15 protein-coding genes are annotated in these 12,801 nt (G+C 70.7%); 6 read left to right on the top strand and 9 right to left on the bottom strand.

What is annotated here, in order from left to right; all coding sequences use genetic code 11:
- Window positions 1-16 precede the first annotated feature (16 nt).
- Entirely contained in the window at window positions 17-316 is a 300-nt protein-coding gene (locus ABZS51_RS21485) for a hypothetical protein (RefSeq protein WP_355443771.1), read from the bottom strand.
- Window positions 317-470: 154 nt separating this feature from the next.
- Entirely contained in the window at window positions 471-1,019 is a 549-nt protein-coding gene (locus ABZS51_RS21480) for a helix-turn-helix domain-containing protein (protein ID WP_355443666.1), read from the bottom strand.
- 115 nt (window positions 1,020-1,134) lie between these two features.
- Between ABZS51_RS21480 and ABZS51_RS21475 the strand changes: the two genes are divergently transcribed.
- The 3 genes from ABZS51_RS21475 (at window position 1,135) to ABZS51_RS21465 (ending at window position 3,246) form a co-directional block, all read left to right on the top strand.
- Entirely contained in the window at window positions 1,135-1,974 is an 840-nt protein-coding gene (locus ABZS51_RS21475; RefSeq protein ID WP_355443663.1) for an SDR family oxidoreductase, read from the top strand.
- Complete coding sequence (locus ABZS51_RS21470) at window positions 1,971-2,210, top strand: hypothetical protein (RefSeq protein WP_355443768.1); 240 nt, start codon at window positions 1,971-1,973, stop codon at window positions 2,208-2,210. Before ABZS51_RS21475 ends, ABZS51_RS21470 begins: the two co-directional genes overlap by 4 nt.
- Before the next feature lie 130 nt (window positions 2,211-2,340).
- Entirely contained in the window at window positions 2,341-3,246 is a 906-nt protein-coding gene (locus tag ABZS51_RS21465) for an NmrA family NAD(P)-binding protein (protein ID WP_355443660.1), read from the top strand.
- Here the strand turns inward: ABZS51_RS21465 and ABZS51_RS21460 are convergent.
- Genes ABZS51_RS21460 through ABZS51_RS21450 form a run of 3 tightly spaced genes read right to left on the bottom strand, consistent with a single transcriptional unit; the run spans window position 3,234 to window position 6,035 of the window.
- A complete protein-coding gene (locus ABZS51_RS21460; protein ID WP_355443657.1) occupies window positions 3,234-4,139 on the bottom strand; it encodes a MerR family transcriptional regulator in 906 nt (301 codons plus the stop codon). The two genes, ABZS51_RS21465 and ABZS51_RS21460, sit on opposite strands and share 13 nt — an antisense overlap.
- Before the next feature lie 10 nt (window positions 4,140-4,149).
- Entirely contained in the window at window positions 4,150-5,535 is a 1,386-nt protein-coding gene (locus tag ABZS51_RS21455) for a serine hydrolase domain-containing protein (RefSeq protein ID WP_355443653.1), read from the bottom strand.
- Window positions 5,536-5,570: 35 nt separating this feature from the next.
- Window positions 5,571-6,035 (bottom strand): MarR family transcriptional regulator, encoded by a 465-nt coding sequence (locus ABZS51_RS21450; RefSeq protein WP_355443650.1) that lies wholly within the window; start codon window positions 6,033-6,035, stop codon window positions 5,571-5,573.
- 91 nt (window positions 6,036-6,126) lie between these two features.
- Between ABZS51_RS21450 and ABZS51_RS21445 the strand changes: the two genes are divergently transcribed.
- Window positions 6,127-7,074, top strand: a complete 948-nt coding sequence (locus ABZS51_RS21445) for a zinc-binding alcohol dehydrogenase family protein (protein WP_355443647.1) — start codon at window positions 6,127-6,129, stop codon at window positions 7,072-7,074.
- A gap of 64 nt (window positions 7,075-7,138) precedes the next feature.
- Here the strand turns inward: ABZS51_RS21445 and ABZS51_RS21440 are convergent, their stop codons facing one another.
- Together ABZS51_RS21440 and ABZS51_RS21435 are read right to left on the bottom strand one after the other, a co-directional pair.
- The gene (locus ABZS51_RS21440; RefSeq protein WP_355443644.1) at window positions 7,139-7,720 is read right to left on the bottom strand and encodes a DinB family protein; all 582 of its coding nucleotides are present in this window, start codon (window positions 7,718-7,720) and stop codon (window positions 7,139-7,141) included.
- A 42-nt stretch (window positions 7,721-7,762) separates the two neighbouring features.
- Window positions 7,763-8,206, bottom strand: a complete 444-nt coding sequence (locus tag ABZS51_RS21435; RefSeq protein WP_355443641.1) for a MarR family transcriptional regulator — start codon at window positions 8,204-8,206, stop codon at window positions 7,763-7,765.
- 106 nt (window positions 8,207-8,312) lie between these two features.
- Here ABZS51_RS21435 and ABZS51_RS21430 point away from each other — a divergent pair, with 106 nt between their 5' ends.
- Complete coding sequence (locus ABZS51_RS21430) at window positions 8,313-9,173, top strand: NAD(P)H-binding protein (protein ID WP_355443638.1); 861 nt, start codon at window positions 8,313-8,315, stop codon at window positions 9,171-9,173.
- A 15-nt stretch (window positions 9,174-9,188) separates the two neighbouring features.
- Here the strand turns inward: ABZS51_RS21430 and ABZS51_RS21425 are convergent, their stop codons facing one another.
- A complete protein-coding gene (locus tag ABZS51_RS21425) occupies window positions 9,189-10,154 on the bottom strand; it encodes a WYL domain-containing protein (protein WP_355443635.1) in 966 nt (321 codons plus the stop codon).
- Window positions 10,155-10,206: 52 nt separating this feature from the next.
- On the opposite strand from ABZS51_RS21425, the gene ABZS51_RS21420 reads away from it, so the two are divergent.
- Window positions 10,207-11,352 (top strand): epoxide hydrolase family protein, encoded by a 1,146-nt coding sequence (locus tag ABZS51_RS21420; protein WP_355443632.1) that lies wholly within the window; start codon window positions 10,207-10,209, stop codon window positions 11,350-11,352.
- 181 nt (window positions 11,353-11,533) lie between these two features.
- On the opposite strand, the gene ABZS51_RS21415 is transcribed toward ABZS51_RS21420, so the two are convergent.
- A complete protein-coding gene (locus ABZS51_RS21415; protein ID WP_355443629.1) occupies window positions 11,534-12,775 on the bottom strand; it encodes a serine hydrolase domain-containing protein in 1,242 nt (413 codons plus the stop codon).
- Window positions 12,776-12,801 lie beyond the last annotated feature (26 nt).

The raw sequence follows: 12,801 nt of genomic DNA, 5'->3' as shown, positions 1-12,801 counted from the left end.
CTGGAACCGGCACCTGTCAGCGCTGGTCTCCTTCACCACCTGGGCCCAGCGCCAGGACGTCCTGGCCACCAACCCAGCCCGCCGCCTGCAACGCCGCAAAACCGCCCGGCGCGAGGACCGCGCCATCCCGCAGGCCCGGCTGGAAGCGCTGTTCACCGACCTTGGCCACGCCCTGCGAGAACGGCTGCTGTGGCGGATGCTCCACGAAACCGCCGCCCGAGCAGAGAAGATCCTCTCCCTCGACATCGAGGACCTCGACCCCCACCTCCGCCGCGCCCGCGTCACCAGCAAAGGCGGCGCCATCGATTACGTGCACTGGGCCACCGCCACCGCCCGCCTGCTACCCCGCCTGGTGAACGGCCGCACCATTCGGCGCGGGCGTGAATTACCGGATCAACTCGTCGCTGGTGATCTCCGGGAACGAGCGCAGCTGCTCCTCATTGCTACCGGGCCCCTGGATGCGGCCGGTTTCAGGCGGGGCGGCGGATGGCCTCTACGGCGGTGTCGTAGAGGTCGAACAGGTCGACCTGTCCGCCCTGGCGCACCCATTCCTCGTTGGCTGCCTGCAGGCAGATGATCGCCGCGGCCGCGATCGCGCGGGCTTGCAGGGTGCGGCGGTCGGAGTCGGGCAGCCGCGGCTCGATCAGCGGTACGAACAGGTCTTGCCAGCGGGCTTGCTTCTCGGCGTGTCCGGCGCGTAGGGAGTCGTTGCCGAACAGCAGCGTGATGAACTCCAGGCGCCCTTCGGCTGTCATGTCGATCTCCTCGAGCACCTGGAACGCCGCGCGCAGCGCCACCCAGGCATCCTCGCCGGCCGGGCGCTCCGCGAGGCGCGCGGCGATCAGCTCACCCTGTTCGGCCAGGCCGCTGAGCGCGAGGTCTTCCTTGTTGCGGAAGTAGTTGAACAGGGTCCGCCGGGAGACACCCGCGGCGGCGGCGACCTCTTCGAGGGTCGTGTTGTCGTAGCCCTTGGCGGCGAACAGCTCGACAGCGGTCCGGGCCAGCAGCGAGCGGACCACGGAGCGGGTCTGTTCCCGAAGAGGTGTCGGTCTCTGAACCATGCACAGATGGTACGTCACCTCACACGATGCATCTACTTGCACTCAGTGCAAAGGCGTGCGTAGAGTGAATGCCATGAGCACCATCGACTACCACCGCCAGACCGTCATCGTCACCGGCGCCAGCTCCGGCCTCGGCGCCGAATTCGCCCGCCAACTGGCCCGCCGCGGCGCGGACCTCGTACTGGTGGCCCGCCGGGCGGACCGGCTTGAGAGCCTGGCCGCCGAACTCACCCGCGCCCACGGCGTCACGGTGACCGCCGTCGCCCGCGACCTCGGCCTGCCCGACGCCGGCCACACGCTGCGCGCCGAACTCGAGTCCCGCGGCATCTACGCCACCGGACTGGTCAACAACGCCGGCTTCGGCACCCACAACGCGTTCGCCGACGAGGATCCCGACCGCCTGCAGAGCATGATCGCGCTGAACGTCAGCGCGCTGGTCGACCTCAGCCGCGCCTACATCGACCCGCTGACCTCCGCCGGCACCGGCGTCCTGATCAACGTCGCGAGCCTGCTGGGCTTCCAGCCGACCCCATACCTGAGCGTCTACGGCGCCACCAAGGCCTTCGTCCTCAGCTTCACCGAATCGCTGTGGGAAGAGACCCGCGGCACCGGCCTGCGCGTCCTCGCCGTGTGCCCCGGCGCCACCCGGACCGAGTTCTACGACGTCGCCGGCAGCCAGTCCGCCGACTACGGCACGAAACGGGCAACCCCCGAGCAGGTCGTGACGATTGCCCTCGACACGCTCGACCGCCGATCCGCGCCCCCGTCGGTGATCACCAACGGCCGCCCGCTCGCCCTCGCCAGCAAGCTCCTGCCACGCCGCCCGATGGTCCGGCTCATGGGCCGGATGGCCCGCCTCCGGCACACGCAGCCCTCCCCCGCCCTCACCAACGGCCAAGGAACGCCATCATGACCATCACCGACGTCACCACACAGCCGACCGACGCGGAGCGCTTCGATCACATCCGCCAAGCTCAGCGCGCCGCCTACCTGCCCTTCGGCGGCGTCGGCGCCGGCGGGGTGGGCAGATACCACGGCATCGAAGGATGGCGAACGCTCAGTCACGCCAGGAGCAGTCACGTACAAGCACGCGTGTACGCCCGCTTCGGCAAGCGCACCGCAGTTCTCCTCAACCTCTTCCTCCGATGAAGGAGGCATCACCGGCGCATCGGCGGAAACGGTGTTCGCTCCGAGCAGCGGCGTCGAGCACCAGGACGGACCACCACCCGTGCAGCGGCCAGGGCCTGGCCGAGGCAGCACCTCCGGAAGGAAGCCACCGATGGCTGATCACGACCTCGTTCTCGTCACCGGCGCCGGCGGCGTGGGCCGCCTCGTCACCGAGCGGCTGCGCGCGCAGAACGTGCCGGTCCGCGTCATGGTCCGCCGCGAGGACGACCGCACGGCCGAGGTGCGGGCACTGGGCGCCGAGGTCGTCACCGGGGACCTGACCCGGGCCGAAACGGTGGCGGCCGCGCTCGACGGCGTCCGCCGGACGTACTTCGGGCTCAGTGTGTCCCCGGACCACCTGCTGGCGGCGACCGTCATGGCCACGGTCGCGAAGGCGTACGGCGAACTCGACCTGCTGGTGGACATGTCGCAGATGACGGTGTCGCAGATGACCGCCACCAGCACCGCCGAATCCCACCAGCAGCGGCTGCACTGGCTGGCGGAGCAGGTGCTGGACTGGTCGGGCCTGCCCGTGGTGCACGTACGCCCGACGACGTTCCTCGACAATCCGTTGTTCACCGTCCTCGCGGCGCGGTCGATCCGCGAGAACGGCACGCTGGCGCTGCCGTTCGGGACCGGACGCACCTCGCCAGTCGCTGCCGACGACGTCGCCCGGGTGGTCGCGGCCATCCTGCGCGATCCCGGCGAGCACGCCGGGAAGGTGTACGAGCTGACCGGGCCGCGGGCGCTCGACATGACCGAAGTAGCCCAGGAGTTCTCCAAGGCGCTCGGCCGCACGGTGACCTATCTGGACGTCCCCCTGCAATGGTGGCGCACAGAGGTCCTCGCGAACGCGGGCCTGCCACAGCACACCGAGCAGCACATCGCGACCATGGCGCAGCTGCACCGCGCGAACCGTTACGACAGGGCGACCATCGACGTCGAGCGCATCACCGGGAAGCGGCCCCTGACCGTCGAGGAGTTCGTCGCCGCCCGCAAGGACTTCTACCTCGGCTGACTGGGGCCCTGTTCGGAGGCGTCGAGACCGGCGCTCCGGCGACCCCCGGGCTCCTGTCCCCGCCGCGAGCCGCGAAGTGACCGTGCGTCCTGCTCGTCCTGCGCGTCGACGGCGGACCGTGGCTCCGGCTCCACGCGCTCGAGCTTGGTCCAGCCGGTCCAGCCGCGCTGCTTCAGCAGCTCGATCAGCCGGCGGGCCGGCGGCACGGTGTCGAACGCCAGCGTGTCCATCAGCTTCACGAACGGTGGCTCGATGTCGGTGTCGTCGACGTAGTCCTCGCCCTGCTCGTCGGCCATCCGCGTGATGTAGGCGGCCACCTTGTCGGCCAGCTCGACCAGCCGCGGGTCGTCGTCGGTCCGGTCGAGAGCCTGGCCCAGGGTGAGATAGAAGTCGATCAGCTGCGGGTCGGCGATCTGCTCCCGCTTGCGTGCCATCCACTCCGGGACTCGCTCGGGTGAGTGCGCGGCCAGCGGGATCCAGCCGTCGCGCTCGGCCTGGACGATCCGTTCGTCGACGCCCAGCGCCCGCAGCCGGTCGAGGAACTCGACCACCTCCGGTGGCAGCGCCAGGTTGTCCCCGGCGGCGAGGCGGGCGATCCGCTCCCGGTGCCGCTGCCGCTCCCGGATCTCCGCCCGCAGCCGCCTGTCGATGTCCGCGACCGCCGCGGCGAACTCCTCCTCGCCGGCCCGCAGCAGCTCCCGCACGCGCGCCAGCGGGACCCCGGCCTCGGCCAGGGTGCGGATCCTGATCAGTTCGACCACGGCGCCACCGTCGTACCTCCGATAGCCGGAGCGGTCCCGCGCCGGCTCCGGGAGCAGCCCCTTGGCGTGATAGTGCCTCACCGCGCGCACCGTCACTCCGGCGTACGACGCCAGCTCGCCGATGGTCAGCATCCGGCCTCCTTCAGTCGATCCTCGGTGTCGCCCGCATGCCGAAGTAGACGTACGGTGTGCCGTGCGGGAGCGTTCCGAACACCAGTGGCAGCCACGGCGCGCTGACGGGGCCGAGGCCCGGCATGGCGAGCACCGTGTCGGACACCGTCACCAGGTCGGTCTCGATCGGCGGTGAGTAGCGGGCGTTCCCGCCGGTCAGCTGCAGGCGCAGACGCGGCACTCCGTCCCGCGCGCCGATCGTGAGGCGCATGCCTTCGCGTTCGTACGTGCCCGCGAGCGCGGCGACATCGACCGGCCGCGGGTTCGCGGCGGGAGCGAAGGCGTCGGGCATCCGCACCCCGGCGAGCTCACCGAGCAGCTCCTGGAACAGGTCGACGAACAGACCGCCCGCGCCGCCGCCGTTGGTCAGCAGCGCGGCGACGACGCCGCTGCCCGGCACGACACGCAGGTAGGAGAACTGCCCGAGCGCGGCGCCGTCGTGACCGTAGCCGGTGACACCGTCCCAGTCGTACAGCGCCCACCCATGGCCCCATGCGTGCGCCATGAACGTCCATCTGTCCAGGCAGTCGACGGCGCGTCGCCGCATCGTCGCCGCCGACTCGGCGGACAGCACGCGCGTGCCCTCGGGCGCGGCGCCGCCGTCGAGATGCATCCGCGCGAAGCGGACGACGTCGGCGGCCGTGACCAGGACGCGCCCGTACGGCCCGGCCGAGCGGGGCAACATGTCCCACGCGGGCGCCGGCTCCGGGTCGCTTCCCAGCTCCCCGATATGGCCCATCGCCGTCCGGAACCGCAGCGCCTCCTCCGGCAAGGTCATCGAATGCTCCAGACCGAGCGGCGCCAGCAACCGGTCGCGCATCGCGTCGTCCCAGGTCTGACCGGTGACCACTTCCACGATTCTGCCGAGGATCGCATACCCGGTGCTGCAGTAGGACACGACGGTGCCCGGCGGGCAGTCCTGACCCAGGTCCGCGCACGCCTCCACGTAACGGGCGAGGCAGTCGTCGCCGCGGCCGGTGTCGTGGGTGAAGTCCCCGGCGATCCCGCTGGTATGGCTGAGCAGCCGCCCGATCGTCACGCTCCTGGTGACCTCGTCGTCGGCGACGGCGAAGCCCGGCAGCACGTCGACGACCTTGCTGTCGAGCCGCAGCTCACCGGAGTCGACGAGCTGCATCACCAGCGTCGCCGTGTACGCCTTGGCGATCGAACCGGACTGGAACACCGAGTCCGTCGTCACCTCCACGCCGGTCCCTCGGTGCAGCACCCCGCTTGCCAACTCGTGGATCTCGCCCTCCACCAGCACCGCCAGCGCCGCGCCCGGCACGTGATGACTGGCGCGCAGCAGATCGAGGCGCTCCTGCCAGCGAGCACGGTCGAACCTCTTCTTCGTTGTCATGCCGACCATGCTGAGCGGTTGCCCCTGCGTCAGGGTCAACCGTCGCGACGCGACCCGGGATCTGGTGTCTGCTGGATCAGGACCGTGGTGGCGCGTTCGAGGAGTTCGCACAGCGCGTCGCGCTCCGTCGGCGTGAAGCTCTCGGCGAGGGCTCGTTCGAGCACGATGACCTCCTGGTAGGCGCCGTCCAGCACGCGCCGGCCGTGTTCGGTCAGCGAGGCGATGAGGACCTTGGAGTGCACGGGTGAGGTCTCGCGGGCGATGAGTTCCTTGTTCTGCAGGCCGGTCAGGACGGAGGCCATGGTCTGCTGGGTGACCCCGCAGGAGCGGGCGAGCTGGGCGCCGGACATGCCGTTCTCTCGCGACAGCGTCAGGAGCACGGTGTACTGCGTCATGGTGAGACCGTAGCCGCGCAGGACGGCCTCATGGTGGGCCATCAGCGCCTGCTCGGTGCGGCGGATGCGCGTGCAGAGGTATTCCTCGGCGGGAATCTCGGTCAAGGATCAACAGCTCCCTGTATTGACTCAGGTACCTGATACTCATAGAGTCGCTCGGTATCAGGATACTGAGTCAACGCAGGGAGCTGTAATCATGAAGGCCGTAGTTCTCGACACAGACGACCGGTTCACCCTCGCCGACATCGACGAGCCCGTCCCCGCGGCGGGGCAGGTCGCGATCCGGGTCGACTACGCCGGAGTCCAGTACGGTGACGTGCTCGTCCGCAGAGGTCACTTTCCGGTTCCGCGTCCCTTCGTGCCCGGGTTCGAGGCCGCCGGTCGAGTCGTCGCCGTCGGTGAGGGCGTGGACGCGGGTCGCATCGGTCAGCGTGTCACCGCATTGACCAGTGCCGGAGCCTATGCCGAGGTCGTGGTGGCGCCCGACCTCCTCACCTTCGACGCCGCCGGCCTGGACCCTCGGACGGCCGCCGGGTTCGGCTGGGTCACCCCGACCGCCTACGACCTGATCAACACCGTCGGCCGGGTGCGTCCCGGTGACCGCGTGCTCATCCACGCGGCGGCAGGAGGCGTCGGCACGCTCGCGGCCCAGTTCGCCAAGGCCGCCGGAGCCGCCCGGCTCGTGGGAGTGGTCGGCGGCGCCGCCCAGACCGAGTACGCCACGCGGTTCGGCTATGACCTGCTCGTGACCCGCGAGGACTTCCCGGGCGCGCTCGCCGACGAGCGGTTCGACGTGATCCTGGATCCCATCGGCGGACCGGCCCGTCTGGCGAGCCTGGAGCGGCTCGCGCCGCACGGCCGCCTGGCGATCTACGGCAACATCGCCACCTTCGACCCCGTCGAGATCGACACCAACGACCTGCTCATGGCCGGAAAGTCGGCCCTGACCTACAACAGCAACCTGCTCGGCCAGACCCACCCGGAGCGTCTGGCCGACAGCGCCACCAGGGCACTTCGGCTGCTGGCCGACCGCAAGGTCCGCGTGGACGTCACCGCCGAGTACGAGATGTCCGACCTCGATACCGCCATCCAGCGCCTGGCCGAGGGCGACACGCACGGCAAGAGCATCGTCCGCATCGCCTGACGCGCCGCTCGACTCCCTCCCCCGGCCCGGAACGGCCGAGGCGCCTTGCCCACGGGTGGGTCCGCTACTGGCCTACGCGTCCGTCGATCCGCTCGCGCAACAGGTCGACGTGGCCCATGTGGCGGCCGTACTCCCAGATCATTCCGACCAGCATCTCGCGCAGCGACATCGCTCCTCCCCCGCTGCCATGCTGGTTCAACGGATCGTCCGCGGTGATGTCGAGACTGGGCGCCTCGGCCACGAACCGCTCGGCGAAGTCCACCTCAGCACGCCATGCCTCCCAGGCCTCCGCCACCACCTGGGGGTCGGGAACGGCGCCGTCGAAGTCACCGTCACGGTCGGTGTCGGAGCAGAACAGCCGGGGCGCGTCCTGTCCCGCCATCGTCCCGCGGAACGACGCACGCTCCACCTCGGCCAGGTGGCGCACCAGCCCCAGGAGCGACATCGTCGACGGCTCGACGGAACGCCGCGCCATGGCCTCCGCGTCGAGACCTGAGCACTTCAGCTCCAAGGTGAGGCGTGCGGAGCGCAGGGCTTCGACCAGCGTGGTGCGCTCGTCGCCCAGCGTCGGTCCGTTCTCACGCGGGTCGTCGTCGGACGGCCTGCCGTCCGCGGTGAACATGTCGGCTCGTCGTGTCGTGGCCATGGCCGCCATCATCGGTGATCTGCACGGCGGCCGACAAACGAATTACTCGTTCTGGTCGCCGGGTCGGTTCAGCAGGGCGTTCGCCGACCGGTGGATCTTCGTCAGCGCGCTGAGCAGGTGTTCACGTTCGCTCCGGGTGAGGTCGGCGGTGACCTGTTCCTCGATCGAGCGCCGCTCCTTCTCGATGGGCTCCTGCAGGGCGCGTCCGGCTTCGGTGAGCCAGAGCCGTACCAGGCGGTTGTCCTTGTCGTCGCGGCGCCGGGTGAGCAGGCCGGCGGCGGCCATCCGGGTGGCCGCCTTGACGACGTTGGGAGTGGTGACGTTGAGGGCGGTGGCGATCTCGCCGGGGGTGCGGCCGTCCTGCCGCCACAGCACCGCGAGCAGGTGGTCCTGCCCGAGATGCAGCCCGTGACGCCGCATGGCCGTGTCGGCCACCGCCCGCAGCGCCTTCGACATCTTGCTGTGCAGGTCCAGGAACTCGGGCATCGCACGGCCTCCGGTGACATCGCGGGGACGACACGGTTCGATTGACAGCTGATCGTGTACCGGTTAACGTTCGAATCGTTAACCGGTAATCGACTTCGGAGTTCTCATGATACTGGTCACCGGCGCGACCGGAAACGTCGGCCGCGAGCTCGTCCACGAGCTGGACGCCATCGGCGCGGAGTTCCGCGTCCTGGTGCGCGACCCCGCCCGTGCCGCCGCACTGCCCCAGCGGCCCGAACGCGTCGTCGCGGACCTGGGCGACCCGGCGACGCTGCCGGCCGCCTTCGCCGGCGCGGACCGCCTGTTCCTGCTCACCCCCGGCATCGGCGTGGAGCACACCGCTCACGCCGTCGCCGCCGCACGGGCCGCCGGGGTGAGCCACATCGTGCACCTGTCCTCCTTCAACGTCCTCGGCGACCCGATGCCCGCCATGGGCCGCTGGCATCACGAACGCGAGCAGGTGGTCCGCGCCTCCGGCCTGCCCGCCACGTTCCTGCGGCCCGGCGGCTTCATGACCAACGCCTTCGACTGGCTGCCCACGATCCGCGAGGGAGGATACGTCCTCGACCCGGTCGGGCCCGGCCGGTACGCGCCGATCGATCCGGCCGACATCGCCGCCGTCGCCGCCCTGGCCCTGACCCGGGACGGCCACCGGGGCCGGGAGTACGTGCTCACCGGCGAGGAATTGTTCACCATCGCCGAGCAGGTCAAGGTCCTCGCCGCGGCGGCCGGCCGGGACATCGAGGTCCGGGCGACGGCCACCCCGGAAGAGGCCGTCACCTCCCGCTTCCCCCACGGGGCGCCTCCGGCGCTGGCCGACGCCATCATCCAGGGGTTCGCCCTCATGCGCGCCGACACCGCCGGATTCCGCACGGACACCGTGGAACGACTGCTCGGCCGCAAGCCCCGCACCTTCGCCGGCTGGTGTGCACGCAACGCCGACGCCTTCCGGCTCGCCGCCGGCTGAGCCGGTGCGGGCTCATCAGGTGGTCGGGTGCTCCCGCGCCGCATCGAGGAGGCGGCTGCCGAGTGCGCGGATATGCCGGACGAGCTCGGGCGGTTCGTGCACCTCGAACGGGACGCCGAGCTGCGCGACCCACATGGCCAGCTCGTCGAGGGAGTTCGATCCGGTGCTGAGGACGCATGCGCCGTCGCCGACCGGCTCGACCACCGCCATCGTCGGCGGCATCCGGCCGGCCACCACCTCGGCCGGGGCCTGCACCGTGAACCGGCCGCGGTAGCGGTACGGATCGACGGAGATCCGCTCCGAGACGTAACGGACCAGGTCGGCGCTGGGCGGCTCGCGGGGCGTGAAGCGTGGCCCGTTCGGGGTGTGCAGGCGCAGCCGGTCGACACGGAACGTGCGCCAGGCGCCCCGGCCGGTGTCCCACGCCACCAGGTACCAGCGGCGGCCCGAGTTGACCAGCCGGTACGGCTCGGCGATGCGGCGATCCCCGGTGCCGTCGTGGGAGCGGTAGGAGAACCGCAGGCTCTCCCGGTTGCGGACGGCCGCGGCGATCGCGGTGAGCACGGCCGGGTCCACGGCCGCGGCCGGGCCCGACAGCGGCACCGTGACCGACCGCAGGTCTCCGACGCGGTTCCGGAGCCGGGACGGAAGGACCCGCTCCAGCTTGGCGAGGGCGCGGACCGAGGTCTCCTCGATGCCCGCCACGCCGGAGACGGCGGCGGTGCCGAGCCCGATGGCGACCGCGACCGCCTCGTCGTCGTCGAGCAGCAGCGGCGGGAGCCCGGTGCCGGCGCCGAGCCGGTAGCCGGGTGTGCCCGCGGTGGCGTGCACGGCGTATCCGAGTTCGCGTAGCCGGTCGATGTCGCGGCGGATCGTGCGGTGCGAGACGCCGAGCCGTTCGGCCAGCTCGGCGCCCGGCCAGTCCCTGGGGGTCTGCAGCAGCGACAGGAGCCGCAAGAGCCGTGCCGATGTCTCCAGCATGACGCCCATCCTAGGACTGAACCTGTCCTAACCGGTTCCTACAGTGGCAGACATGAACGACGAACTGCAGATCCACCCGTTCCGGATCGACATTCCGCAGGCGCAGCTCGACGACCTGCACGATCGGCTGGCCGCGACCCGCTGGCCGGACGAGCTGCCGGGCGTGGGCTGGTCCTACGGGGTCCCCGTCGGCTACGCGAAGAAACTGGCGGAGTACTGGCGCACCGGCTTCGACTGGCGTGCCGCCGAAGCCCGGCTGAACGCCTTCCCGCAGTTCACGACCCGGATCGACGGGCAGGACGTCCACTTCCTGCACGTCCGCTCCCCCGAACCCGACGCGCTGCCGCTGATCATCACGCACGGCTGGCCGGGCTCGGTCGCCGAGTTCCTGCACATCATCGGCCCGCTCACCGACCCCGCGGCGCACGGTGGCGACCCGGCCGACGCCTTCCATGTCGTCGCCCCGTCGATACCCGGGTTCGGCTTCTCCGGTCCCACCATCGAGACCGGCTGGGACCTGGAGCGCGTCGCGCGGGCGTGGGCGGAGCTGATGGACCGGCTCGGCTACCGGCGATACGGCGCGCAGGGCGGCGACAGCGGCTCGGTCATCTCACCGATGCTCGGCCGCGCCGCACCCCGGAACGTCGCTGGCGTGCACGTCAACGGCGCGCTCGGGTTCCCTACCGGAGACCCGGCCGAGTTCGAGGGGCTCACCCATGCGGAGCTGGCCCGCCTCGGCCAGTACCAGGACCAGGACCGGGCCGGCTACGCCATCATCCAGGCGACCCGGCCGCAGACTCTCGCGTTCGGGCTGCACGACTCGCCCGCGGCGCAGCTGGCATGGATCGTGGAGAAGTTCAAGGAGTGGACCGACCCGGCCCGCGAACTGCCCGAGGACGCGGTGGACGTCGACCAGTTGCTCACCGACGTGAGCATCTACTGGTTCACCGGGACCGCCGCCTCGGCCGCCCGCCTCTACAAGGAAGGACAGAAGGGCTGGGGGGCGGTGGCCGAGTACTCGGCGCTGCCGCACGGCGTCGCGGTCTTCCCCGGCGACGCCGGGGTCCGGCGGATCGCCGAGCGCGAACACCACGTCGTGCACTGGTCGGAGTTCGACCGCGGCGGCCACTTCGCCGCGATGGAGGCCCCCGACCTGCTTGTCGGAGACATCCAGGCCTTCTTCCGCCCCCTCCGGTGACGCCGGCCCTTGCCTCAGGTGGTCAGGCGGTCGCTCGTGCGTACCTGTCGGCGAGACGGCGCAAGTGCGTTCGTCGACGCGTTCGACCGTTCCGACCGCGGGGCTGATCCGATCGGCGACGACCTCGGCCGGCGCGTGCACGGTGACCCGCGCCAGGCGGCAGCGCGGGGTCACTCGCTCCTCATAAGCCAGAGCCAGGCCCGTCCGGCCGTGCCTGTCCGGGCGGTTCACTCTGGTCGGCCGAGCCGGCCCGCGTGCCGCAGAACTCCTGCTTGACGAGGGCGTCCACAAGCGTCAGGAAGTCCTTCGCCGGACCTCTGGTGGCCGAGTCCAGCCAGGTCACCGAGGCGGTCAGGGTCTTGCTGCCGTCGGGCGAGCTGTACATCAGCGCCCCGTAGCCGTGCGGCGGGCTGCCGTTGTGCTGGTAGACGGTGCCGCAGCCGGGGCCCAGGTCCTGCGCCCATATGCCGAGGCCGTAGTCCTGCTCGGGGATCGACGTGGGAATCGCCGTGCGCATCTCGGCCAGCAGCTTGGCAGGCAGGAGCTTGCCGCCGTTCAGTGCGGAGAAGAACGTGGTCAAGTCCTGCGTGGTGGAGATCAGGTCACCGGCGCCGGTCAGCAGGGACATGTTCTGGTGGGAGAGGTCGATCACCTTGTCCTTGTACTGGTAGTAGCCGTGGGCGTGTGGCCCGGGCAGTGCCGTCGTCCGGTTGCCCGCCGCGAGGGTGCCCCGCAGTCCGAGCGGCCCGGTGATGCGCCGCTTCAGCTCGGTGGCGTAGGAGTGGCCGGTGACCTTCTCGATCATCAGCAGCGCCACCGTGTAGTTGGTGTTGGAGTAGTTCCACTGCGTCCCGGGCTCGAACCGCGGCCCTTTGGACAGCGCCAGCCGTACCAGCTCCTCGGGCTCGTAGCTCTTGAACCGGTGGGGCACCCACCCGTCTCCGTTGGCGGGGATCCCCGGCTCGTCGATCGTCCCGTCGGGCTTGTACTCGCCGGTGTAGTTGAAGATCCCGCTGGTGTGCCGCAGCAGCATCCGTACGGTGATCCGCTCGTCCAGCCCGTAGCCGGGCAGGTAGTCGGCGGCGGGGCTGTCCAGCTCGATCCTGCCCTCTGCCACCAGTTGCAACACCATGGTCGCGGTGAAGGTCTTGATGACGCTGCCCGTCCAGAAGCTGCCGTCGGTCGGGGGCTTGGCGGCCGCTCCCAGCTTGCGCACCCCGGCGCTGGCGGCCCAGTCGCCCTGCTGATCGCGTACGCGTAGCTGGATCCCGGTGAAACCGGCGTCGACGAAGGCCTGCATCGCCTTGCGCAGCTCCGGGCGATCCTGCCCGGTGGGGGTGGCCATGGCGGGGGTGGCAGTCCCCGCCAGCACCGCCGCTGCGAGCGCCGCGACGGCCGTGCGCCGGCTGATCGTTGTCTTCATGGTTTCCTCGTCTCTGGGGTCTTGGT

Origin of the sequence: Nonomuraea sp. NPDC005501 (assembly GCF_040605905.1) — a bacterium.
Lineage (GTDB): Bacteria > Actinomycetota > Actinomycetes > Streptosporangiales > Streptosporangiaceae > Nonomuraea.
This window is presented reverse-complemented; position numbering and strand designations above follow the sequence as displayed.